Here is a 25,420-nt window from a genome sequence, read left to right on the forward strand (position 1 = left end):
ACATTTGCTTTTATTTTTATTTATTCTAAATAGAATAAATAATTCCCAAAAATAAATTTAATCTTGTACAATTCAATAACCATAAATTATCGAAATATGAAAAAGAATCTTTTCGTTTCTTTTGCATTTGCTGTTACTTTCTTTGTGAGTGCTCAGCAAAAAAACGCGTTGCTAGATGCCGCTTTCTGGAAAACCTCACCGACTGTTGAAACGGTTCAGGCAGAAATCGCTAAAGGAAATAATCCTGCTGAAGCTAATGCAAACGCATTTGATGTTACAACGTTGGCCATTAATAATGATGCTCCCTTTGCAACTATCAAGTTTTTAGTGGAGCAACCTGGAAATTCAATCACAAAATTAACGCACGATAATCGTATCTACCTGCACTGGGCAGCCTATAGAGGAAATACTGAATTGGTTCAATATTTAATTGGTAAAGGTTCTGATGTAAATTTTGAAGACAGCCACGGAACTGCTCCTGCAGATTTTGCCGCTTCAAACGGTCAGTCAAATGCTGCGATGTACGACGCTTTCTTTAAAGCTGGACTTAATCCGACAAAAAAATATGCAAATGGAGCAAACCTTTTACTTCTAGCCATTGCTTCTGATAAAGATCTAAAAGCTGCAGACTATTTTGCTACAAAAGGAATGTCTTTAAAAGATGTAGACAATGACGGAAACACTGCTTTTACATACGCTGCAAGATCTGGTAATATTGCTCTTTTGAAAAAACTTTTAGAAAAAGGCATTAAACCAACTAGCAATGCACTTTTATTTGCTGCGCAAGGAAGCCGTAGAGAAACTAATACTCTTGAAACTTATAAATATTTGGTTGAAGAAGTAAAAATTAAAGCGACTTCTCAAAATAAAGCGGGACAAAATGTATTGCACTTTTTGGCTGGAAAACCAAATCAGACAGAAATTATTCAATATTTCTTAGGAAAAGGTGTTGATGCAAACATCGCCGATAAAGAAGGAAATACCCCCATTATGGTAGCAGCTGGAGCTAGAGAAACTGCTGTTTTGGAATTGTTTCTTCCGAAAGCTAAAAACATAAACGCACAAAATTTAAAAGGAGAATCGGCTTTAACTTTTGCTGTTAGAAACGGAACTCCAGATGCTGTAAATTTACTTCTGTCTAAAGGTGCAGATGTAAACGTAAAAGACAAAGACGGAAATAATTTAGGTGTTTATTTAGTACAATCGTATCGTCCTGCAGGAAGAGAAAAAGCGGCCACAGATCCTTTTGATGCTAAAGCAAAATTACTTCAAGACAAAGGATTAAATCTTGCAACTCCTCAAAAAGATGGAAACACTTTATATCATATAGCGATTACTAAAAATGATGTTTCTCTTCTTAAAAAAATCAATGATTTAAAAGTAGACATTAATGCTAAAAATAAAGATGGTTTAACGGCTTTACATAGAGCGGCAATGACTTCTAAAGATGATTCTATTCTAAAATATTTAGTTTCTGCTGGAGCTAAAAAAGACATCAGCACAGAGTTTGACGAAACGGCTTATGCTTTAGCAAAAGAAAATGATCTGCTTACAAAAAATAATATCTCAGTTGAGTTTTTAAAATAGCTTTTAAAAAGTTAGGAGTTATGAATTATGAGTTAAAAATCTAAGTCTACAATTCATAACTCAAAACGAATAACTAATAACTCAAAACTCATAACTTAAAACTCATAATTCATAACTTATTTTCATGAAATCAATATTAAAAATTGCTCTTACCAGCGCTTTTATCTTTTTAGTTTCTTTCCAATCTCAAGCGCAATCAAGCAAATACAAAATCATGCTTCAAATGAATAACTATATGGGAGAAGGTGCTTATATCGTTGTTTCTCTTGTTAATTCGGCTGGTGAGTACGAAAAGACACTTTATGTAATGGGCGATGATAAAAAATGGTACAAATCATTAAAAGAGTGGAATAAATTCCATACTCAGAAAAATGACGATATCAGTGCTAAAACTGGTGCTTCTGTAACTGGTGGAGACCGCAGTGTAACAACGATCGAAATCGAAAATTCTAAAATCAATAAAGGCTATAAACTTCGTTTTGAGTCGGCTGTTGAAGACCAGAAATACTATGTAAGCGATCTTGAAGTTCCGCTTACAACCGAAGGTCTAGCTGAAAAAACAGATGGAAAAGGTTACATCAAATATGTAAGGTTAAACAAAATATAATCTTTAGTACATTATTTTTTAACCTTATAATGAGTACAAATTTTATTTTTGTGCTTAGAATTAAAATCTGAGCTTTGTCATCGTTTTAAACTTTGACAAAGCTTTAAATGTTTTATAATAGAATAACTCAATGACTCTTTCTTTTTGGCGTTACGCGCACTTGGCTTTAGCCTTATTTTCTTCTATTTTTTTGCTTTTGGCTTCGGTAACAGGAATCATTCTGGCAGTCGATGCGGTTCAGGAAAAAACACTTCCGTACAAAGCAGAAGATTTTAATAAAATAACTTTGGGCGAAACGCTGCCAATTTTAAAGAAAGTGTATCCAGAAATTACAGAATTGAGTGTCGATTACAATCAGTTTGTAACACTTCAGGCGATTGATGCAGATGGAAATGACGTTAAAGCCTACATTGACCCAAAAACGGGAAAAACACTCGGAAATCCTGCAAAGAAAACCGAATTCATAAATTGGATTACGAGTTTACACCGTTCGCTATTTCTTCATGAAGCAGGACGATTTTTTGTGGGTGTAATTTCTTTTTGTTTATTTCTAATATCAATTTCAGGTTTCGTGCTAGTTTTAAAAAGACAGCGTGGCATCCGAAATTTCTTTTCTAAAATAATCAAAGAATATTTTGCGCAATATTATCATGTGCTTTTAGGAAGATTGGCTTTAATTCCGATTTTGATTATTTCACTTACTGGAACTTATTTATCGCTAGAAAGATTCAACTTTTTTATGGGCGAAGAAAAAACAAAACCCGTAAAAACAGAACTTTCAGACAAAGCCAAAACCACTTCAATTTTCAATACTACTTTATTATCTGATGTAAAGAAAATTGAATTTCCTTTTACTGATGATCCCGAAGAATATTATATTATTGAATTGAAAGACAAAGAGGTTGAAGTGAATCAAGTTACAGGAGCTGTAATTTCTGAAAAGCTTTCGCCAATGCGAACTCAATTTGCGGCATTAAGTTTAGACCTTCATACAGGAAGAATTAACGGAATCTGGGCTGTAATTTTAGCAATAGCGTGCATCAATATTTTATTCTTTATTTATTCTGGTTTTGCTATTACTTTAAAAAGAAGATCTAGCCGAATTAAGAATAAATTTAAAGCTAGCGAAAGTACTTTTATCCTTTTGGTCGGTTCAGAGAATGGAAGTTCGTTCCGATTTGCCAATTCAATTCAGAAACAATTAATCAATCACGGACAAAAAGTTTTTGTTAGTGAATTAAATAAATTTTCGGCTTATCCGAAAGCAGAACACATTATTGTTTTTACATCAACTCATGGTTTGGGAGACGCTCCTTCGAATGCAACTCAATTCAAAACTTTATTAGAAAGACAAAATCAAAACCAGAATATTCATTTCTCTGTGGTTGGTTTTGGTTCAAAATCATATCCCGATTTTTGCCAATTTGCCATTGAAATTGACCAGCTTTTAGAAAAGCAAAAATGGGCAGATCGTTATTTAGATTTGCAGACTGTAAATGATAAATCGGCTGTTGAGTTTGTAGAATGGGTGAAATTATGGAGTGAAAAAACGGGAATTCCGTTGGCTACCACTCCATCATTATACAACCATGTTCCAAAAGGTCTGCAAAAATTAATGGTTTTAGATAAAACACCAATTTATGAAACGGAACATACTTTTATTCTGACTTTAAGAGCAAATGCAAGAGTTAAATTTAGTTCAGGCGATTTATTGGCAATTTATCCAGCCAACGATTCTAGAGAACGCCTCTACTCTATCGGGAATCATTCTGGAAACATTCAATTGGTTGTAAAACTGCATCCAAACGGATTGGGTTCTGGTTTCTTAAATGCTTTAGAAGCAGGAAATGTAATAAAAGCACAAATCGTAAAAAATCCTGCTTTTCATCTTCCTAAAAAAGCTTCTAAAGTGGCTTTTATTTCCAACGGAACAGGAATTGCTCCTTTCTTAGGAATGATCGAACAGAACAAAGCAAAACAGGAACTTCATTTGTATAGCGGATTTAGGATGGAAACGCCAACTTTAATGGCTTATAAAAAGTTTGCTAATATAATGATGCAAAAAGAGCATCTGGATAATTTTTATGTGGCACTATCTCGCGAAGCCGAGCATATTTATGTAATGGATTTGATTAAAAGAGATTCATCGTTCTTTACGAATTTATTCAAAAAAGGCGGTGTCGTTATGATCTGCGGTTCGCTTGCCATGCAGAAAGATGTCGAGGCTATTTTAAGTGAATTGTGTATAGCAAAAGGATTAAAAACACTGGAAGAATACAAAGCCAACAAACAATTTTTAACGGATTGTTATTAGAAGTAATTTTAGATTTTTGATTTTTGATTTCTGATTTCTGATTCCAACTATTCACTTTTTTACTATTTACTATTCACTTTTAACTTTTAACTTTTAACTTCTCACTTTTAACTTCTCACTTTTAACTAAATCTTCATGCATAAATTAATATCCTATAAAATTTCATTGCTTTTTGTAATTGCTTGCTGTTTATCTGCACATTCGCAAGTATTACGAAAAAGAACGACGCTTTTGATGGGCGGCCGCTTTGACACTTCGATTGTAGATAAAGATTCAATTTCTGCAGAAAAAAATATAGATGAAGTTATTGCTGAGATTACAAGAATTGAAAATCTAATCTCCGATTGGAAACCAGATTCTCAAGTTTCTGAAGTCAATCAGAATGCTGGAGTAAAACCTGTGAAAGTCGATCGAGAAGTTTTTGAGTTGACAAAAAGAGCTATCAAACTTTCTGAAATCACAAATGGCGGTTTTGATATTAGCTTTGCTGCAATGGATAGAATCTGGAAATTTGATGGTTCGATGACCGAAATGCCTTCGGCGGAAGCCATAAAAAAATCGGTGGAAAAAGTGGGGTATAAAAACATCATTTTAGACAGCACAGCATCGACTATTTTCTTGAAATTAAAAGGAATGAAAATCGGTTTTGGCGCTTTAGGCGAAGGTTATGCAACCGATAAATGCCGCGCTATGATGATTGCAAAAGGTGTCCAAGCCGGAATTATAAACGGTTCTGGAGACATGAGCACTTGGGGAAAACAACCCAACGGAAAAGATTGGAAAATCGGAATTACAAATCCGTTTATGCCTGAAAAAATTTTGGCCGCAATTCCGCTTAAAGAAGGTGCTGTAACTACTTCTGGCAGTTATGAAAAGTTTGTTGTTTTTAACGGAAAACGTTATTCTCATATCATAAATCCTGCAACGGGTTATCCTACAACGGGTTTATGCAGTGTAACTGTTTTTGGTCCGAACGCAGAAACCGCAAACGGATTGAGTACTTCTATGATGGTTTTAGGTCAAAAAGAAGGCTTGCTTTTACTTCAAAAATTCCCTGATTACAGTTGTGTAATGATTACTGATAAAGGGAAAGTTATTAAGTCTAAAAACTTCTCTTATAAATTGTAAATGGTGAAACGTCAAATGTGAGATGTGAAATGATAATTCGATTGTCTTCCTGAGCGAAGTCGAAGGATATACGAAAAGTATATTTTTGACAATTGAAATGAAATAATCTCGCAAAGTCGCGAAGTCGCAAAGTTTTTCATGAATCTATTTATTTTTCTGAGCGAAGTCGGAGAATATACGCAAAGTATAGTATTGATAATTGAAATGAAATAATCTCGGCAAAGTCGCGAAGACGCAAAGTTTTATTTCCTGTTCTTTTAAGTTTTTTTTTAATTCAAAGTTTGCGACTTCGCGACTTTGCGAGATTAAAACATTCACTTTGTGCCTATCCTTCGACTTCGCTCAGGAGGACAAAACACGAATTTCCTATTCAGATCTCACATCTCACATCTCATAACTCATAACTCATAACTCAAAAACAACATTAAAATAACATTAGAATCCTCATCTCAATTCTAATAATCTTCTAATTGCTTTATTTAGATTAAATTTAAATTATCACATAAGTTTGCAGCACTTTTATTTGCAGACTCAATATGAGAACAATTTTACTTCTATTTTTATTTACCATTTCGGCTTGGTCACAAACCGGAAAAATTACTGGAAAAGTCTATTTTACTAATAACGAAACCGCTTTTGGCGCATCGGTTCAAATTGCAGGAACGAAAAAGTTTGTTGTAGTTGATAATGACGGTCAGTTCGAAATAAAAGGTTTGGCTTACGGAAGCTACAACTTAGAAATTTCTTCTATGGAAGCTAAACCGAAAACAATAAATATCTCAGTTAATCGCCCGTTGCACCAGATCAATATTGCATTAGAAAAAATAACAGATCCGAAAGCGCTTAAAGAAGTAAAAATTGAGAAAAAGACCTTCAAAAAAGACATTATAGAAAAAGGCTTTGCGGTTAACGTGATTGAAACGCAAGAAGCGGCAAAAAGAAACTTGCAAACCAACGATTTATTAGACCGTTCGGGCGGCGTTAGGATCAGACAAAATGGTGGTTTAGGTTCTGCTGTTACTTACAATATCAACGGAATGTCTGGAAATGCTATCCGAATTTTTATTGACGGAGTTCCAATTCAAACTTATGGTGCCTCTTTTAGTTTAAATAGCATTCCGCCTGCATTAATCGAAAGAATTGAAGTTTTCAAAGGAGTGGTTCCTGCTTATTTAGCCGATGATTCACTTGGAGGTGCCATTAATGTGGTTTTGAAAAAAGGCGCTAAAAACAGTTTAAACGCTTCTGTTTCATACGGTTCTTTTAATACCGTTCAGTCTAATGTTAATGCTTCCTTTAGAGATAAAAACGGATTCACAGTAAAGGCAAATGCTTTTCAAAATTACTCTGACAATGATTATGAAGTTTGGGGAAAATGGGTTTACAACATAGCGCCAAACGGACGTTACGAATACATTCGCGCCAAGCGATTTGAAAGCATGTACCGATCTTTTGGAGGAAGATTAGAAGCTGGTTTTACCAATGTAGATTGGGCAGATAATCTTCTTATTAGCTACAATGGTTCCCAAGATTACAATCAGATTCAGCATGGGCAATATATGACTAAACCTTATAAAGGACGTTTTAGCGAATCTGCTGCGAATGTTTTTAGTGTGACTTACAACAAAAAGGACTTTTTAATTAAGAACCTTGATTTCTCTCTTATTTCTGTTTACAGCCATAGAAATGACGTAATCAACGATACTGTAAAATGGAATTACAATTGGAATGGCGAAAAAGCACTTGGTCTTTACGGCCAACCCATTCTAACCAATACTGGAGCACAACAAGGCGCTCCTACTATCAACCATATGAAATCGGATATTTTTAATACTCGAGCGGGTTTAAGTTATTCGATTACCGAAAATCATAAAGTGCTTGTCAATGTTATGACTTACATTCTTGACAGAAATGATCTTGATGAAATGCAACCAGAAATCACTCGCAATTTCATCGTTACTAGAGATTTAGCCAAAACGGTTTCTTCATTTGCTTACGAAATGACAGCATTTGAATCTCGACTGAGAGCGAATCTTTTTTTCAAAAATTATAACTTGAAAAATGAACAGAGAGATCCGCAAGTTGTGACTGAAAATGGCGAAAGTGTGGTAAGAGAAGTTGTTACTTCTAAAAGAACAAATTATAATGGTTACGGAATTGCCGCTTCTTACTCTATTCTACCAAAAGTAATGGCTATGGCTTCTGCTGAAAAAGCAATTAGACTTCCTTCAGAAAATGAAATATTTGGTAATCCTGGAGAAAATATCATTAGCAATTCGGGTCTAAAACCTGAACAGAGCAATAATTTTAATGCCGGCTTGCGATTTGGTCCTTACGAAATGAATAATCATAAGCTTACCGTTTCAGGAAATGCTTTTTGGAGAAATACCGAAGATAAAATTGTCCGTCAGATTAGTGATCGTGTAAATGAAGCTATTCAAGCTTCACCTTTTGTGAATTTAGGAAAAGCACAATCTGTTGGTTTTGAAACTTCTTTCCAATATTCTTATAATAATCGCTTTTTTGCAGGGATGAATCTTTCCAAATTCAATGCGCTGTTTAAGGACAAATACGATAAAAACGGAAACATTCTGCCTAATTACAACAAACAGCTTCCTAATGAGCCTTTCTTTAATCTAAATGCAAATCTTCAGTACAACTTTAGAAATATAATTCAGAGCAAATCAGAGCTTAATCTGTATTACTACTGCGGTTATGTAGCTCCGTTTTATACTTCTTGGCTTGAAACCGATAGAACTACAGCACAGTTTCCTCAAGATTTAGGTTTGAGCTATGTTTTTCCGAACAAGCAATTCACAGTAAGTTTTGATGCGAGAAATGTATTTGACGAACAGGTTTATGACAATTTTGCGGCTCAAAAACCAGGAAGAGCCTTTTATTTAAAACTCAACTATACCTTAAATAAATTTTAATCACTCAATTAATAACTAATTTTTAAATGCAATAAAGATGAAAAAAAACACATTTAAATTATTTACATCTAGCTTACTAGTTAGTGCATTTGCATTAACCACGGCTTGCAGTAGCGACGATAATAAAAATTCAGAACCCGTTAATCCCGTTACAGAAGGACGTTGGATTACGGTTGCAGGAGCAGTAATGCAAACTGATCCAGGTGACGGAAATGGTGGTACAAAAGTTTACTCGATCAGCAAAGAAAACGCAATTGATCCTAACTTTTCTGTAAACGTTTACGATAATGGTTCTCCTGTACAATCTAGCAGAACAGCTCGTCTTCAATCTTCTGTAGACGGAAGCACGCTTTTCAATATCACTTACACAGGTGCTAATGGAGGTGAATTTATGACGTACAAAGTAAATGGAGGAAACAATTTTGCAGTATCTGATGCGAAAGTGAATATTTCTCAATATGCTGGTACATCTCCAAGATGGGTAAAACTTTTTGACGGTGACAAAACCGGTGTTGCAGTAAATGTGGCGACTCCAATTGTTAATGTAAACGAAGACAAGTCATACAAAAACACAAGAGGAAAAGCTACTGTTTTATCTTTAGACATGAAACAGACTTTAATTTCTGCTTACAAACAATACGATATTCCATTGACTGCTGAAGAAGAAGCGCAAGGACACCACATTTTCCGTTTAGATGCCCCAACATTGAACAAAGCAGGAAACAAATTAATCATTGGAACATGGATGCGTAAAACGAACACTGCTGATCCATCAAAAAACGAAACTACGTTTGAACGTTTAGGATCTAAATCGGTTGTGGTTGATTATCCTTCTTTGGAAAACCCTGTGGTAATTACTTCAAAAGTTGGATTTGGGGATACTAGCGGTTACAGAAGTTTCAACAGCTTTGTGGCTACTGACGGAAACATTTACCAAGCTACGCAAAGAGATACTCAAAAAGGTTCTTATATCTTAAAAATCAATCAAAACAATCAATACGACGATAATTATGTATTTAGCTTAGATACCGCTTTAGGAGTAAAAGGAAGCTATATTGATGCTTGGAGATATGTTGGAAACGGAATTGCTTATGCAGTTTATACTTTTGAAGGCACTAATCAAGGTTATGTAGCGAGATTAGATTTGAATGCAAGAACTGCTCAAAAAGTAGAAGGAATTAACTACGACGCGGACTTAGATTTTGGACAATATCAAGGTTTTGTTGTGGATGGAAACAGCTTCTATATCGCAGTAACACCAGTTGGAAAAGATGGTAACATTTATGTAATTGATATTCCTTCAGGAAAAGTTACTAAAGGTGCTAAATTGATCAACAAACCAGGAAACCACTATATTGGGGTATTCTAAAAATATACGACTGTGAAAACAGTCTGTGGAAAATTCATCACTTGAGTTTTTTTTTAATCGAACATTCCGCTTCTATTTATAGTAAGCGGAATGTTTTTTTATGATTAGAATTTTGAAGCAAATTCTTTTGCAAAATCTTCTAATTTAATTTTACCTGTTGCATTTCCATCATTGTTTAAGAAATCTGCCGCAATGGTTTCGTTTCGTAATCCCGTTCCCATTTCGGTGTATAAACCTGCCATTTCTTCTGGAACTCCAGCTTGTGTCATTCCGCCAAAATATTGCTCGTCTGTAAATTCGATCCAAGGAAGTTCTGGTTTATCGATTGCAGATGCAAAAGCTTTTACAATTTCTGAAGGTGTTTTTACATCACTAATAATGTAACGGATGTTTTTACCCTCTTGAGTTTTCTGCAATTCTTCTGCCGCAGCCGCTGCGATATCCTCTGGATGCACTAACGGAATACGGTTTGATGCCGGAAAATTGGCTCCCATTATCCCCGCTCCTTTTATCATCGGGATATCATTAAAGAAATTAAGGTAAAAATATCCTGCTCTTAAAAACGTGATAGAAGTGTCTAATTTCTCGTAAATCTTCTCAATATTATATAAACCTGCTATTGGTCCGTTTCCTGTTGGCAAATCGGCTCCAATGCTGCTTAACATCACTACTCTTTTAATTTTGGTTTCTTGAATTGCTTTCGCGAAAGCGGCACCAGCATCTGTAGTGTTTTTAATGATATTAGCTCCACCCATATTTGGAGGTGTCATGGCAAAAAGAGCATCTGCACCAGTAAAAGTTTTAGAAAGAAAATCAGCATCGCTAACCGATCCGATTGCGGCTTTTGCTCCTAAATTTTCGATGGCGTCTTTACGATCTGCATTACTGCTAATAACCGTTACATCATGCCCTGTTTTTACCAATTGCGCCGCTAAAGGCTTTCCTATGTTTCCTAACGAACCTGAGATTATAATTTTCATCTTAAAATGTTTTTTTATTTAACAAGACAAAGGTATCTTTGTACTTACTTTTATACAAGTACTTACCCTAAAGTATGTATTATGACAGCAATTAAAGAATCGTCTACTATTCAGGAAAACAAGCAGTATGCCTTAGAAAAATGTCCTGTAACTTTTGTTATGGAGAAAATTGGAGGCTATTGGAAACCTATTATTTTATATCATTTATCAACCGGAGATAAACGTTACAGCGAATTGAAAAGAGCTATTCCAGCTGTAACAGAAAAAATGCTTATTCAGCATTTAAAACAATTAGAAGCTGACGGATTGGTTATTCGCGAAGCAAAACCTGTTGTACCGCCATTTGTAACTTATAAATTAAGCAGTGCAGGAACTGGCCTGCTCCCTGTAATTGATGCCATGGCTTCATGGGCTTTTAAAATGAAAGACGGCGTCTATAACATGTAATAGACACCGTCTTTTCGAAAAAACAAAAACTAATTAACTTAACTTATTTTGTGAAATTGAGCAGGCATTAATTTCACTAGTCGACTTAATTTATTCCATAAGTAAAATCTAATTTAATCTGCGAAAATCTTTTAAATCTGCGTGAAATACTTCTTGCGCGTAGATTTTTTTTCAAGCAGATTTAAAAGATTAAAGCAGATATCAACAGATCAAATCTAATCAGTTGACGAAATAATTAATTTCGTTCAACGATTTAATTCTGTTTGATAAAAACCAAAGCTTCTTCATAATTCGCAATTTGTACAAGGGCATTATAAATATATTGGGCAACCAATGCACCTCCCTCTGAATTAATCAGTTCAATATCGTCTTCTGGCGTGTGATATTGCGGATGTCCGCCTGTATGAAAACCAACTGCTGAAATGGATTCTTTGTAGAAAGAAACATGATCTGAACCACCAACGTCACCTGCATGTATAACAGGGTTTAATCCTGAGTTTTCTTGCAGTTTTTTCATTAATTCTACTCCGTTCGGAAAAGTTCCTGCTCCTCCCATGTAAAGCTCTTTTTTGTCATTCAATCTTCCAACCATGTCCATATTCAACATCACTTTTACAACTTCTTTTGGAACGGGAAGATGATTGACGAAATATTTTGAACCCAACAATCCTTCCTCTTCTCCGCTAAACGAAATAAAAATAATACTTCGTTTAGGTTTTACTTTTTGTTTTGAAATTTCTTCTAAAATGCACAGCAAAGCCGAAACGCCAGAGGCATTATCATCTGCCCCGTTATGAATGGCAAAAGCTTCTTTCTTTTTACTTCCGGAACCTTGTCCGCCCCAACCCCAATGGTCGTAATGGGCACCGATTACAATGTATTCGTTTTTCAAATTAGGATCGGAGCCTTCAATGTAACCCACAACATTTTGCGTAGCCACACTATCGGATTTCATTTTATTGATTCCTTCTTTGACAAATACTTTGAAAGGCTGATAATAACTATCATTGAATTGCTGTAAACCATATTTCTTAAAATATTTTTTGATATATGCAGCTGCATCGTTATTTCCTTTAGTTCCCACAAAACGACCTTCCAATTTATCAGATGAAAGATATTTATCATGTTTGTAAAAGGTTTCCGCCTTTTGTGCATCCATAAAAGTGTAGCAAAAGAAAAGAATTGCAATAAAGAGTTTTTTCATAATTGTTATTCTATAGATGGGACGCGGATTAAACGGATTTGCTTTGCAAAGACGCGGATTTTAACTGATTTAAAATATTTTTTTTAAACACATAGAAACATAGCTTTTCTAAATCTAAAAAAGGCGTTTCACTAACATTAAAACACATAGCTATGTGTTAAAGCTTGCTTTTTCTATTTCTCTTCTCTAAGAGGAATAAAATTCTATGTTTCTATGTGTTAAAATCAAATATCTGTTTTTATCCGCGTCTTTGCAACGCGAATCTGTTTTATCAGCGTACTATTATCTTATAAATCAAAAGAAGTATGTTTAATATATTTTCGATCATAAGTATACAAAACGTGTATTTTTTTGTCTGTGGTTTGGATTATAGCCGGATAGCTGAATTCTCCTTTTTCTTGTTTTTCGAGATCGAATAATTTCGTCCATTTTAAACCATCTTTAGAATATTCAACATCCAAAATATTTCTTCCGTTAAACCAGTCTTTTCCAATTGGAAGCGGATTATTTACCAATAAAAACGTGTTTTTGTCTATTGTTAAAGCATCGATACCAGAATTAGAATTGATGACATTTATAGTATTGGTTCTAATCCAACTTTTTCCGTTGTCTCCCGACCAGCTCGAAACTATTTTATTGTGTTTACTACGAGACAGCATTTGAATATCACTCTTACTATGAATTAAAAATGTTGGCTGAATGATATCAAAGTTCTGATTGTTTTCTACGGCTATTTTTTTCCAAGAATCTGTTGCTTCTGTATATTCCTCAACATGCACACGCCATTCGTCAGTGCCTACACTTTCTGTACTGCTTCCGCATAAAATTATGCCTGGATTAGTTTCGATTGGTTTATTTCGAATTGGACCTAAAATTCCGTCCGAAAGATATTTTGGTTCTCCCCAGGTTGTTCCGTTATCTTTCGAAACAATCATAGCGCCAAACCATTCTCTCGGATTTTTTCCAATTTTATAAAACAAATACAAATTCTCGCTTTTGCTTTTAAACAAAACCGGATTCCAACAAGGAAGTGTATCTCCATTTTTAATTAAGGGCTGAATCAGTTCTTTTGGTGCAGACCATTTTTTGTCTTTATAAGCCGAAATATAAATTCCGACATCTTTTGCTCCTTCATATTTTCCACCAAACCAAGCGGCTAAAATCTCATTGGGTTTGTATTCGACCAAAGTTGAGGCATGGCTGTTTGTGGTAACAGGCGGATCTGCAATATAACTGCTTTCAATATTTACTGCCTTCAGTTGTGCTTTTATTCCATTAGAAAAAAGAAATAAAGCCAATAGAACTGCTACAGCATATTTTTTCTTTAAAATCATTTTATTTTGATATAGATTATAATTGTATGTAACGAATTAAAGCTGGGGCAAAAATTCAGTGGTTTTTATATAAAACAAAAGGAGAGTTACCTCTCCTTCTGCTCAAGTAACAAATCTTTTGATCTTTTACTTTACCAAATTAATTATTTTGTGTCCCACCAAAGTCTTGTTCCACCAGAATCTGGACCTCCTAATTTAGAAACTCCGTCATCTACAGCCGCTTTGTTTGATGAGTACTCATTTGTAGTGTAAATAATTCTTTTCATTAAAGATTTACCAACTCCAGCATCTGGGTTATCCGTATTTAAAACTGGATAGATTACTTTAGCATCGCTTCTACGTAAATCTGCCCAAGCTTCCCAAGATTCTGGGAAAATTGCTAAGTATTTCTGAACTGCAATTTGAGTTCTTTGATCAGCAGTAGATGCAGACCAAGCCACTGGCAATTTAACTGGAATATCTTGTAAATCTAAAGTTGGATATACTGTCAAAATGTTTGGTAATGTTGGCAATGTTGTTCCTGCTATATAAGCATTAACGTCAGCTGCTTCTGTAACTCCCCATTGCGCAAGCGATAATCTAATACCTGTCTCATACAAAGTCTTAGCATCTGCTCCCATGTTCCATCCATTTAAAGCTCCTTCTGCTCTACTTAAGTAGTTTTCAGAAGCCATGAAGATTTCAATGTTTTTAGTTTCGCTAAGTGTATTAGCAGCTCCATTTCCTAAAACATTATTGTTGAATTTAGAGAATTCAGTAGTTCCGAATTGATCTTCTAAACCTCCAACTGGATTTCCTCTATACACTCCTGAAGCAATTGGCGCAAACCATTTAGCTAAACGTGGATCGTTGTACCCTACTAAGATACTTTCCATAGAAGATGTCATTACATAACCCCAGCTGTTTACAATCATATTTAAATTGTTTGGAGTAATGTTACTTGCTTTAAAGAAAGCGCTTTGATCATTGGTTTGCATCACTCCAGCAGCTACTGCAGCTTCAGCTTGAGTTTTTGCATTTGCAGGTTCTTTATCCGAAATTCTTAAGGCCAAACGTAATCTCATACTGTTTCCGAAGATTCTCCATTTGTCAACACTTCCTGAATAAACTCTATCATTTGGGGCAAGAGAGGCAACCGAAGTTACAGAAGTTGAAGCTAATGTTGCATTTGCTTCATCTAATAGTTTAAAGAAATCTGCATAAATAAATTCTACGCTGTCGTAAGGAACTTTATCTTTTCCGTTACCAGCTTCAGTATAAGGAATTGGTCCGTAAGCATCAACCATTTGGTTGTACATGAAAACTTTCCAGATTTTTAAGATTGCTGTAGCTTCTGCATTTCCTTCAGATGCTTTTATAGCATTTGATAAAGCTGGAGCCGCTACGGTGTAAAATCTCGTCCATCCTCTACCTTCGTATCCATTAACGAAAGCATTTCTTTCCGTTCCATATCCACAGTTTAAGTAGTGAATAAAAGTTGAAGATAAAATACCTGTAGCAATACCCCAAGTACCTTGATCATCTACTCCTGGAGATGAGTAAGAACCATTGTGTATACCTGCGTATAATGCCGATGCAAATGCAGGACCAGCTAATGTAGCATCTAACTGATCTTCAGTTAATGAATTAGGATCTTTGTTTATTTCATCAAAATCGCCAGTGCAGCTTGATAAAATAGAAACTGCCATTAATGCAACTCCTAATGTTTTTATTTTAAAACTATATTTCATGATGTCTCTTTTTTAATTAAAATCCAAATTTAACATTCACTCCATAATCTCTCGTTGATGGAATGTTGAAAGATTCTATACCTTGCAAGTTACCTGTACCTGCTCCTGCTTCTGGATCAAAGTACTTAGCTTTGTTTAAGAAGAAGAACAAGTTTCTACCTACTAATGAGAAATCGATGCTTGTAAATCCTGAGTTACCTAATAAACGTTTTGGCATTGAATAACCAAAAACAAGCTCTCTTAATCTGATGTTTGTAGCATCATAAACGAATGGCTCTGCAATTGGAGTTCTTTGACCGATTGCTGTCCAGTACTGTTCAGCATTGATGCTTGTTGTATTTGGAGTATAAGTTCCGTTTCCGTTATCTACAACACCATCAACAATGATTCCACCATTTCTTCCTGCCAAAGTAATATCACTTACCCCTAAACCAGCTTGTCTAGCTTGAGTGTATGAAATAACTTCACCACCGATTCTAAAGTCAACTAAGAAGCTTAAAGAGAAATCTTTGTATTTGAAGTTGTTTTTGAAACCTGCAGTCCAATCTGGATTAAAGTTACCAGCACGAACATCAAAACCATTTGTTGCTAATGGAATACCAGCGCTGTTTACTAAAATTTCTCCAGCTTCATTTCTTTGGAAACCTTTGATGTATAAATCACCATATTCTCCATCTTTAACTACTTTACTTCTAACTAAACGTCCTTCACCGATTACTAATTCATCACGTCCTTCAAAGATAGATTTTACTTTTGACTTATAAGATGCGTAGTTTGCTGTAATATCCCAAGAGAAGTTTTGTGTTTGAATTGGCGTTGCACTAAGCGTGAACTCAAAACCTTTATTTTCGATATCTCCACCGTTTACGATTGCTCTAGAATATCCAGAAGGCTCAGGAGTATTGATGTAGAAAATTTGGTTATTTGTTAACGTTTTAAAGTATGTGAAATCTAAACCTAAACGGTTGTTGAAAAATCTAACATCAGCACCAAACTCATTAGAAGAAGAAATCTCCGGTTTCAAGTTTGGATTTGCTTTTGTGTTTTGTCCGTATAACATACCACCATTACCTCCAATGTAAGAGAATCTTTGTTGTGTTTGATAAGGATCTGTATCGTTACCTACTTGTGCATAAGAAGCTCTTAATTTTGCAAAACTAATTACTTCTGGCAGTGTAAACATATCAGAAAGAACAGCAGAAAGTCCGAAAGATGGGTAGAAATAATCTTCTGGTAAAGTAGAAGACCAGTCATTTCTAGCTGTTAAATCTAAGAATAAATAGTTTCTGAAACCAATTTGACCAAATCCGTAAACAGAGTTAATTCTTTTCTCTGAAGCTGTAGAAGTAGATTGAACTGTTTGCACGTTTGATAATGCGAAGAAGTTTCTTTTACTTAATACACCACCTGAATTTAAAGCTGAACTATTTTGTTGCAATGAACTCGCACCAGCATTAAGACCGATAGAGAAATCTCCGAATTTTTCATTGTAAGAAAGTAAAGCATCAATGTTTAATTCGCTTACTGTTTCATAAGATTCACTGTATGAACCCATGTTGCTGTTGAAAGCTGCAGTTGCATATCTGTTTCTTACGTTTTTATTTGTCATTTGGTCTAAACCAGCTCTACCTTGTAAACTTAAAGTTTTTGTAAACTCATATTTAAGAGAAGCTAAACCAATAAATCTATTTCTTTTATCTGTACGAGCATCATCTCTCAAAGCAGACCAGAATGGGTTTCCACCTGGAGCTCCAGTTTCATCAAGGAAATAGTTTACTTGTCTTTGTCCTGCAGCATCGATATATTCGAAATCTTTGTAATCGTTGTAAGCGATACTACGAGGTAATAAATAAGCAGATGTTCCAATAGACTCTTCACCAGTTCTCAATAAATTATCGATATCTTGAACGATGTAGTTTGTTTTAGCGTCTAAAGTTAATTTGTCTGTAATTTTACTAGTCAATCTTAAGTTAAGATTGTGTCTATCCAATTGGTTTCCTCCAACAATACCTTCAGCACGTGTGTTCGTATAAGAGAAATATCCTTGCGCTTTTTCGTTACCAGCTGTAACAGTCAAAGTGTTTGCTAAGTTATATCCTGTTTTGTAGAAATCAATAACGTTGTTTTTCTGTGGAGAATAGCTTTGTGTAGCTGGTCCCGCATAATTTGGATTACGAACCAACTGCCAAGCAGATACCTGACGTCCGTCTAAAGGAGCACCCCAGCTTGAGCTAGAGTTAGAAACATAATTTCCATTTGTACCTTGTCCGTACTCATTTTGTAAATTCATCAAGTTATAAGCAGAAGAAGCCATAAAGTTAGATGATAACGAAACTGAAGTTTTTCCAGATTTTCCAGATTTAGTTGTAATTACGATTACACCATTTGATGCTCTAGATCCGTAAAGAGCTGCTGCAGATGGTCCTTTCAAAACAGTCATCGAAGCAATATCTTCTGGGTTAATGTTAGAGATACCATCAGGCTGAGTAGTTCCTCCTGTATCAATATCAGGGTTTGTATTAGTTGTTCCGTTACTAATTGGCACACCATCTACCACATAAAGAGGCTGGTTGTTTCCGTTAAGAGATCTGTTACCTCTTAAAGTAATTCTAGAAGAAGAACCCACACCATTTGATGTTGTAGAGAAGTTAAGACCTGCAACTTTACCAGAAAGTGAGTTGGCAACGTTTAATGATCTAGCTTCAGAAAGTTCGTCTACAGAAACGTTTTGTGCAGAATACGTAATTGCTTTTTTCTCTCTTTTAATACCAAGAGCTGTAACGACTACCTCTCCTAATTGCTGCGTATCTGGACCTAATGATACGTTAATTGTAGTTTGTGATCCAACAGCAACTTCTTTTGTAGAAGATCCTACATAAGTAAAAACTAAAACTGCTGATTGATTTGGAACGCTAATGCTGTATTTACCATCAAAATCTGTTGAAGCACTTGTTTTAGTTCCTTTAACAATAATATTTGCTCCAGGAATTGGAATTCCGCTTTGAGCATCTGTTATCGTTCCTTTTACTGTTGTCTGCGCTTGTAGGCCTTGGAACCCAAAAAGGCATATGACAAACAGTAATTTTAGTACGCTTTTAATCATATTAGTTGTTTTTTTAGAGTTAATAACATGTTAAATTTAAGAATACGTTTTGTTAACAATGTATTATTTCGACAAATGACAATTTTGAAAAGGTGTTGGTGAAAGTTTGACCAAAAATTGAAAGAAAACGTTTTCATTTGTAATCCAACTCTTCCTTATTTTAAAGGCCAAAACTCTATTAATCGAATAGATTTTGGCCTTTTTTAATTGTATTCTTTTTTTTATCGAAAAAACGTTTAAAATTCTTCTGCGTTTAGTCGATTTTAGTTAGAAACCTTGAATTTTAATTTTTGCAAATCTGTAGAATTTCCACCCACCATTACTTCGAAGTCTCCAGGCTCAACAACGAACTTCATCTCCCTGTTATAAAGGCCTAACTCGTCTTGAGTAAGTGTAAATTCAACATTTTTTGTTTCTCCCTTTTTAATATTTAATCTTTTAAAACCTCTTAAAGTTTTCTCTGGAGTAGTTACAGAACTATATACATCATTTATATACAATTGAACAACTTCGTCTCCATCTCTGTCTCCAACGTTTTTAACATCCACAGAAACTTTTATTTCTCCATTTGGTTTAATTTCAGAAGCATTCAGCTTTAAATTTGAATATTCAAACTTCGTATAACTTAATCCGTAACCAAACGAATATAAAGGATGCTCGCTTTCTGCGACATATTTATGTATTGCAGATGGTTTTTGGTTATAATATATAGGTAACTGCCCTACTGATTTCGGAACTGTGATTGGTAATCTTCCACCTGGATTGTAATCTCCAAATAAAACATCGGCTACAGCTCTTCCTCCTAACTCACCTGGAAACCATCCTTCCAAAACTGCAGGAATATTTTCAGCAATCCAGTTTGTAGAAAGCGGACGACCATTTAATAACACACAAACTACTGGAGTTCCTGTTTTTTGGATCTCTTCAATCAATTGCTGCTGGATTCCGAATAAGTCTAAAGAAGCAACGTCTCTGTTTTCTTCTACCAATTCGTTAGATTCTCCTAAAACCACAATCGCAACATCTGCTTTTTTAGCGGCTTCGATTGCTGGCTGCAGGTTTACTTTTTCTAAATTCCAACGGAAATGAGCTCTAGCTCCCCAGCCTCCTTCCCACATTTCAATGCGGACTTTGTATTTTTTACCTTTTTCGATATTTTTTGGAACTGTAACCATGCTTGTCGCACCTTTAGTCCAGTTGTCGATTACCAATTGGTCATCGATGTACATTCTGATTCCGTCATCAGAACTTAAACCTAACCAACCGTCCAATGCTTGATCCGATTTTAAAAATCCTGTCCATCTGATAGAAAAATCATCTACATTCACACCATCACCAGGTGCCCAAGGCCAGTCAAACTCTAATTGGCTATCAATACGAGTTAAAGCTGGTGTTCCTTCCAGATTTCTGTTATTGAAATATTCTCCTTTTAATCCGTTTTGAGATTCGTCTGGAGTAAATAAATATTTAGATGGAATAATTTGTCCTTTTACAATTAATGGAACACCTTCTTCATAAACAACATTAGCCGTTTTTCCCATTACTTGCTGAACACCTTCAAAAACAGTTACTCCAACACTATTTTTAGGAGCATAACCTCCCATTCTTGAAGCATTTGCGTTTGGTCCGATAACCGCAATGTTTTTAAGATTTTTGCTTAGAGGTAAAATATTGTTTTCATTTTTCAATAAAACCATCGATTTCTGAGCTGCTTCTAAAGCAACTTTCTGATTTTCTGGAGTATGAAAACGCTCTTTAATTAGATTTTTTTCTGTGTACGGATTTTCAAATAATCCTAACAAGAATTTCAAACGTAAAACTCCTCCCGCTGCACGATCGATATTTTCGGTTGTTAATTTCTTTTCATTTACCAATTCAATAATGGTGTTTTGCCAAAATTCATTGCTAAAATCGTAAAACTGCATATCAACGCCAGAAGAAACGGCTTCTCTAATAGCATCTTTTGGAGAATCAGCCACTTTATGAGTAGTTTGAATATATTTAATAGCTCCTAAATCTGAAACTACAATTCCTTTAAAACCCCATTCTTTTCTTAAAACATCTGTCAATAACCAGTGATTGGCAGCACAAGGAATTCCGTCCAATTCAGAATACGCACACATTGTCCCTAAAGCACCGCCTTTTGTAAATGCTTTTTGGAAAGATGGCAAATGATCTTCTCTTGCTGAACGTTCTCCTACCAAAATTGGCGAAGAATTTCCTCCCGCTTGCGGAATACCGTGAACGGCAAAGTGTTTAGGTTCTGCAATAATAGAACGATCCGATTTTAAATCGTCTCCTTGCAATCCTTTTATGAAAGCCAAACCAATTTCGCTGTTCAAGAAAGCATCTTCACCAAAAGTTTCAGCAACACGTCCCCAACGTGGTTCGCGCCCCAAATCTAAGTTTGGTCCAAAACCAAAATGAACTCCATGTGCTCTGGCTTCCATACCAATTACTTTACCCACTTTGTCCATTACAGCAACATCCCAAGTTGCTCCAAGTCCAATGTTCATTGGGAAAGCGGTACTTCCTTCGTCTAAATAACCGTGAAGCATTTCACACATAATCAAAGCCGGAATTCCCCAACGGTTTCCTTTGATTACATTGGTTTGCAAATCATTAATCATTTTAGCTGAACGCGGATAAAGATCATGAATCGCTCCAATTCCTAATTTCCCGATTTTTTCTGCCGATTTAGCTTTTGCAAAATCTTCTTTATCTTTAAAAAAATCTCCTCTATACATATCCATCTGACGCACTTTTTCTTCAAGTGTCATACGGCTTAGCAAATCTTGTACTCTTTCTTCTACTGGTAATTTGGCATCCTGATACGGATACTTTTTCTGGGCATTGGTCTGGTTAAAAAAACCAACAGCCATTACAAAAATAATGGCCGTTTTCCTCATTCTTAATTGTAACATAGTTGTTGTGTGTGTGTTTAGTTTTGAATCACTTTAAGCTTTGTTCCATTCACAAAATCATCATGTGAGATAAAGAAGCTGTTACGTGTTTTTCCGTTTAGCTCAATCGAATTGATTTTTCCGCCATTATTTTCTTGTCTTTCAATTACGATGCTTTCTTTTTTATAATAGCTTGGATCTAATTTGATCGTCACTCTATGAAACATTGGCGTTGTAATGGTGTAAATTGGGTCTCCTGGAGATATTGGGTAAATTCCCATCATCGAATACACCAACCAAGCCGACATTGTGCCTGTGTCATCATTTCCTGGTAATCCTTTTGGTTCATTTTTGAAATATTCGCGAACCAATTTTTTTACCATTTCCTGAGATTTATATTCTTCGCCTTTCACATAATTGAATAAATAAGGATTGGCGATATCTGGTTCGTTTGCCATATCAAATTGTTTGATATCAAAGATTTTCTGCAATTGAGCAGAAAACGCTTGATCACCGCCCATTAATTTCTTTAATCCAATAATGTCATGCGGAACCATAAAAGCATACTGCCAAGCATTTCCTTCGATAAAACCAACATTTTCTTCAAAATTAGCTCCAGAGGCAGGATCAAATGGTTCGTACCATTTTCCGTCAGCCGTTCTTGGACGAAGCAGATTTAAGTTTTTATCAAATAATTTTCTGTAGGATAATGAACGTTCTTTAAAACGTTTTACATTGTCTTTGTCCCCGAATTCGTTGGCCATAAGCGAAATAGAATAATCTGAAATATTGTATTCCTGAGTTGTAGAAACTGGGCCTTTATTGTCAGTTGTTAAATAGCCTTTTTTGATATAATCTTTCAATCCAGGACGAAGCGGATTATTTTCAATATTATCTGCGCCTTTCAACATCGCATAATAGGCTTTATTAACATCATAATCACGAATTCCTCTCATATAACTATCTGTAATTACAATACTTGCAGGGTCTCCAACCATGGTGAAAGTTTCAGTCGAATTCAGTTCCCATTTGGGTAACCAGCCGTTTTCATCAAACATAGTCAACATACTTTTTACCATATCAGATTGCTGTTTTGGATAAACCAAAGACATCAATGGATGTACATTTCGGTACGTATCCCATAAAGAAAATACGGTATAACGGGTATCATCGGTTTTAGCAATTTTACTTCTTTTGATTACAGGATATTGTCCGTTAATATCATTTAAAATATTGGGATGAATTAAAGTGTGATACAAAGCTGTGTAGAAAATCGTATTGTCATCTTTGGTACCGCCTTCAACCAAAATTTTAGACAATTCTTCGTTCCATTCGTTGTAGGTTTCTTTGTAAATTGCATCAAAAGATCTGTTACCCACTTCTTTTGCTAAATTTTCACGGGCATTTTCGATACTTACGTACGAAATTCCAATCTTCACTTCAACCGTTTCTTGTTTGTCGAATTTATACGTAAAATAACTTCCAATACTATCCCCTACTACGGTTTTAATCGTATTTTCCATTATTCTTGCTTTTCCGTTGTACCCCATCCATTGTGCTTCAACGCCGTTGTATTTTGCAGGTTTTTTCCAAACTCCAAATTTAGAGGCAGGTTTAGAAAATTGAGCCACAAAATAAACCGGATAAGCATCTTCTGGACTGTTGTAACAAAACGAACCAACAGATCGCATTCCTTCAATTTCTGTAGAAGAAACCACTTTTATCATTGCTCCTTCTTCGTTTGTTAATCCTAAACCAAGATTTAATAAAATATTAGATTGCCCTTTCGGGAAAGTGAATCTGCTTACTCCCACTCGTTTTGAAGTGGTAAATTCTCCTTTAACTTTGTATTTGTCGATGTTTACGCTGTAATACGCTGCTTTGGCAACTTCATTAGAATACGTTGAACCGTATTTTAAATGATCGATTTCTACATTTCCAGTTGTTGGCATTAATAAAATAACACCCAAATCTGGACAGCCAACTCCACTTAAATTCACTTGACTAAATCCCGTCAAAAAAGTATTTTCATTCACATACGGATTCGAAAGCCATTGACTGTCTTTTTCCATCGGTGTATTCTTTACTCCAGCCACATTAAACGGGCTAATACTTGCCATTCCGCGCGGTGCAATTGGTCCCGGAAAAGCCGCACCATAATTGGAAGTTCCAATAAACGGATTTACGAAATCGGCAGGTTCCTGCGCAAAAATCGTAATGCTAAAAAACAGCATGTATAAAATACATGCTGTTTCAAATTTATTTTTAATATTTAAAACCATAGGCTTCGTTCTTATCTGTTGATCGCTTCAATTTTTAAAGTCCAAGCTTCTTTTGCAGGAAGGTTATTTCTTAAACTTTCCGGAATAATTACTTTAAATCCGTTTCCTTCTTTGGTCCATTTTAAAGAAGTTTTAGAACCTAACATCGTAATCTTAGTTCCTTTTTTAGGGCTGATCGATTTTACAGTAACTGCAGCAGGAATTTTATCTTCTCCGTCTTTAGCTAAATAAAATGCAAATACATTACCCGCTTTATTTTGTGTAAAACAAATGTTTTCTTCTTTGTAAGGCTCGATAGGTTTTGTATTGTAAATTGCTGTGCTGTTTACTTTCATCCAATCTCCGTAAGCTTGCAATAAATCGTAAGCCCCTTTATCCCATTCTCCTTCTGGACTTGGAGCAATGTTCAATAATAAGTTTCCGCCTTTAGCTACAATATCAATTAACATGTGAATCCCTTGTCTTCCAGTCATGTATTCAGCACCTGGAGAATAAGACCATCCACCGCCTGCAGGAATACAAGATTCCCAAGGATAAGGCAACGTTTTAGCAGGAACACGTCCTTCTGGTGTTAAGTAGTTTTGGTTTTTACCGTGAACCGCTCTATCTACAACAATTAAACCTGGTTGTTTTTGACGTGCTTTTACAACCAATTCATCCATTTTTGGATCTTGATCTACCACTCTGTGTTTGATGAAACCGTTTTTAGATTCGTTTTCAGTAAATTTCTCGTCGTAGTTTTCTTTGATGTTTACTTGGTCTCTTTTTCTAACCCATCCTCCATCTAACCATAAGATATCTACTTTACCGTAGTTGGTTAAGATTTCTAAGATTTGGTTGTGCGTGAAATCAACATATTTCTGCCATTTTTCTGGGTATAAAGACGGATCGTAGTTTACGTTTCTGTCGAATGGAGGAAAATATGGATCCCAGTAGTTTTCGTTATGCCAGTCTGGTTTAGAAAAATAAGCTCCAGTTGAAATTCCTTCGCCTCTAAAAGAGTTGAAAATTTCTTTTAAAACATCTGCTTTTGGGTTGGTATGAAAAGGAACATCTTTACTAGTAATCTTGTAATCAGAATATTTAGTATCATACATGTTGAATCCGTCATGGTGTTTTGTAGTGAAAACCATGTATTTCATTCCAGCATATTTAGCCGCTTTAGCCCATTTTGCAGGGTCAAATTTCACAGGATTAAACGTTTTTCTTAAACCTTCGTAATCTTTAATATAATCATTATAATTAGATGGATTACTTCCTTTTTTACGCTCACACCATCCGTAATCTTCAGGACAGATAGACCAAGATTCTACAATTCCCCATTGGCTGTAAGTTCCCCAGTGCATTAGCAAACCAAATTTTTTGCCTTGCCATTCGTCTAAGTTCTTTAAAACTAACGGATCAGTTTCTGGTACGTATCTTTCATCTTCATAAATCGCCTGAGCGAATATCTGAGCTGAAAATAAAAGGGCGATTATGAATATTCCTTTTTTCATCTT

15 protein-coding genes are annotated in these 25,420 nt (G+C 35.3%); 7 read left to right on the forward strand and 8 right to left on the reverse strand.

Translation table 11 applies throughout. From position 1 onward, the window contains the following. Positions 1-96: 96 nt before the first annotated feature. The 6 genes from NCC77_RS14965 (at position 97) to NCC77_RS14990 (ending at position 9,938) form a co-directional block, all read left to right on the forward strand. Positions 97-1,587 (forward strand): ankyrin repeat domain-containing protein, encoded by a 1,491-nt coding sequence (locus NCC77_RS14965; protein WP_250836298.1) that lies wholly within the window; start codon positions 97-99, stop codon positions 1,585-1,587. A gap of 124 nt (positions 1,588-1,711) precedes the next feature. Beyond that, positions 1,712-2,194 carry a DUF2271 domain-containing protein gene (locus NCC77_RS14970; protein ID WP_250836299.1) on the forward strand — a complete coding sequence of 161 codons (483 nt, stop codon included), beginning with the start codon at positions 1,712-1,714 and terminating at the stop codon, positions 2,192-2,194. 130 nt (positions 2,195-2,324) lie between these two features. Further along, the gene (locus NCC77_RS14975; protein ID WP_250836300.1) at positions 2,325-4,508 is read left to right on the forward strand and encodes a PepSY domain-containing protein; all 2,184 of its coding nucleotides are present in this window, start codon (positions 2,325-2,327) and stop codon (positions 4,506-4,508) included. A 135-nt stretch (positions 4,509-4,643) separates the two neighbouring features. Continuing rightward, positions 4,644-5,636 carry an FAD:protein FMN transferase gene (locus NCC77_RS14980; protein WP_250836301.1) on the forward strand — a complete coding sequence of 331 codons (993 nt, stop codon included), beginning with the start codon at positions 4,644-4,646 and terminating at the stop codon, positions 5,634-5,636. Between the two features lie 536 nt (positions 5,637-6,172). Further along, on the forward strand, positions 6,173-8,569 hold the full coding sequence (locus NCC77_RS14985; protein ID WP_250836302.1) for a TonB-dependent receptor: 2,397 nt from the start codon (positions 6,173-6,175) through the stop codon (positions 8,567-8,569). A 37-nt stretch (positions 8,570-8,606) separates the two neighbouring features. Continuing rightward, complete coding sequence (locus tag NCC77_RS14990) at positions 8,607-9,938, forward strand: DUF4374 domain-containing protein (RefSeq protein ID WP_250836303.1); 1,332 nt, start codon at positions 8,607-8,609, stop codon at positions 9,936-9,938. Positions 9,939-10,042: 104 nt separating this feature from the next. On the opposite strand, the gene NCC77_RS14995 is transcribed toward NCC77_RS14990, so the two are convergent. After that, a complete protein-coding gene (locus tag NCC77_RS14995; protein ID WP_250836304.1) occupies positions 10,043-10,918 on the reverse strand; it encodes an NmrA family NAD(P)-binding protein in 876 nt (291 codons plus the stop codon). An 81-nt stretch (positions 10,919-10,999) separates the two neighbouring features. Here NCC77_RS14995 and NCC77_RS15000 point away from each other — a divergent pair, with 81 nt between their 5' ends. Continuing rightward, the gene (locus NCC77_RS15000) at positions 11,000-11,365 is read left to right on the forward strand and encodes a winged helix-turn-helix transcriptional regulator (protein WP_095930384.1); all 366 of its coding nucleotides are present in this window, start codon (positions 11,000-11,002) and stop codon (positions 11,363-11,365) included. Between the two features lie 253 nt (positions 11,366-11,618). Here the strand turns inward: NCC77_RS15000 and NCC77_RS15005 are convergent, their stop codons facing one another. The 7 genes from NCC77_RS15005 to NCC77_RS15035 all read right to left on the reverse strand — a co-directional run bounded on the left by NCC77_RS15005 (position 11,619) and on the right by NCC77_RS15035 (position 25,417). Then, positions 11,619-12,569 (reverse strand): M20/M25/M40 family metallo-hydrolase, encoded by a 951-nt coding sequence (locus NCC77_RS15005; protein ID WP_250836305.1) that lies wholly within the window; start codon positions 12,567-12,569, stop codon positions 11,619-11,621. 287 nt (positions 12,570-12,856) lie between these two features. After that, entirely contained in the window at positions 12,857-13,903 is a 1,047-nt protein-coding gene (locus NCC77_RS15010; protein WP_250836306.1) for a sialidase family protein, read from the reverse strand. Positions 13,904-14,046: 143 nt separating this feature from the next. Beyond that, positions 14,047-15,633 carry a SusD/RagB family nutrient-binding outer membrane lipoprotein gene (locus NCC77_RS15015; RefSeq protein WP_250836307.1) on the reverse strand — a complete coding sequence of 529 codons (1,587 nt, stop codon included), beginning with the start codon at positions 15,631-15,633 and terminating at the stop codon, positions 14,047-14,049. Positions 15,634-15,649: 16 nt separating this feature from the next. Next, positions 15,650-18,736 (reverse strand): SusC/RagA family TonB-linked outer membrane protein, encoded by a 3,087-nt coding sequence (locus NCC77_RS15020; RefSeq protein WP_250836308.1) that lies wholly within the window; start codon positions 18,734-18,736, stop codon positions 15,650-15,652. Between the two features lie 263 nt (positions 18,737-18,999). Continuing rightward, positions 19,000-21,660 (reverse strand): glycoside hydrolase family 3 protein, encoded by a 2,661-nt coding sequence (locus NCC77_RS15025; RefSeq protein WP_250836309.1) that lies wholly within the window; start codon positions 21,658-21,660, stop codon positions 19,000-19,002. 17 nt (positions 21,661-21,677) lie between these two features. After that, complete coding sequence (locus NCC77_RS15030) at positions 21,678-23,921, reverse strand: GH92 family glycosyl hydrolase (protein WP_250836310.1); 2,244 nt, start codon at positions 23,919-23,921, stop codon at positions 21,678-21,680. A gap of 11 nt (positions 23,922-23,932) precedes the next feature. Further along, on the reverse strand, positions 23,933-25,417 hold the full coding sequence (locus NCC77_RS15035) for an alpha-L-fucosidase (RefSeq protein WP_250836311.1): 1,485 nt from the start codon (positions 25,415-25,417) through the stop codon (positions 23,933-23,935). Between the last annotated feature and the right edge of the window lie 3 nt (positions 25,418-25,420).

Origin of the sequence: Flavobacterium tyrosinilyticum (assembly GCF_023656565.1) — a bacterium.
Classification (GTDB): Bacteria; Bacteroidota; Bacteroidia; order Flavobacteriales; family Flavobacteriaceae; genus Flavobacterium; species Flavobacterium tyrosinilyticum.

What these genes read in the sequence shown, in the direction of transcription:
- NCC77_RS14980 (WP_250836301.1), top strand. Translation starts at nt 4,644, where the DNA reads ATGCATAAATTAATATCCTATAAAATTTCATTGCTTTTTGTAATTGCT.
- NCC77_RS15000 (WP_095930384.1), top strand. Translation starts at nt 11,000, where the DNA reads ATGACAGCAATTAAAGAATCGTCTACTATTCAGGAAAACAAGCAGTAT.
- NCC77_RS14970 (WP_250836299.1), top strand. Translation starts at nt 1,712, where the DNA reads ATGAAATCAATATTAAAAATTGCTCTTACCAGCGCTTTTATCTTTTTA.
- NCC77_RS15010 (WP_250836306.1), bottom strand. Translation starts at nt 13,903, where the DNA reads ATGATTTTAAAGAAAAAATATGCTGTAGCAGTTCTATTGGCTTTATTT.
- NCC77_RS14965 (WP_250836298.1), top strand. Translation starts at nt 97, where the DNA reads ATGAAAAAGAATCTTTTCGTTTCTTTTGCATTTGCTGTTACTTTCTTT.
- NCC77_RS15025 (WP_250836309.1), bottom strand. Translation starts at nt 21,660, where the DNA reads ATGTTACAATTAAGAATGAGGAAAACGGCCATTATTTTTGTAATGGCT.
- NCC77_RS15005 (WP_250836305.1), bottom strand. Translation starts at nt 12,569, where the DNA reads ATGAAAAAACTCTTTATTGCAATTCTTTTCTTTTGCTACACTTTTATG.
- NCC77_RS14995 (WP_250836304.1), bottom strand. Translation starts at nt 10,918, where the DNA reads ATGAAAATTATAATCTCAGGTTCGTTAGGAAACATAGGAAAGCCTTTA.
- NCC77_RS14975 (WP_250836300.1), top strand. Translation starts at nt 2,325, where the DNA reads ATGACTCTTTCTTTTTGGCGTTACGCGCACTTGGCTTTAGCCTTATTT.
- NCC77_RS15030 (WP_250836310.1), bottom strand. Translation starts at nt 23,921, where the DNA reads ATGGTTTTAAATATTAAAAATAAATTTGAAACAGCATGTATTTTATAC.
- NCC77_RS15035 (WP_250836311.1), bottom strand. Translation starts at nt 25,417, where the DNA reads ATGAAAAAAGGAATATTCATAATCGCCCTTTTATTTTCAGCTCAGATA.
- NCC77_RS14985 (WP_250836302.1), top strand. Translation starts at nt 6,173, where the DNA reads ATGAGAACAATTTTACTTCTATTTTTATTTACCATTTCGGCTTGGTCA.
- NCC77_RS14990 (WP_250836303.1), top strand. Translation starts at nt 8,607, where the DNA reads ATGAAAAAAAACACATTTAAATTATTTACATCTAGCTTACTAGTTAGT.
- NCC77_RS15020 (WP_250836308.1), bottom strand. Translation starts at nt 18,736, where the DNA reads ATGATTAAAAGCGTACTAAAATTACTGTTTGTCATATGCCTTTTTGGG.
- NCC77_RS15015 (WP_250836307.1), bottom strand. Translation starts at nt 15,633, where the DNA reads ATGAAATATAGTTTTAAAATAAAAACATTAGGAGTTGCATTAATGGCA.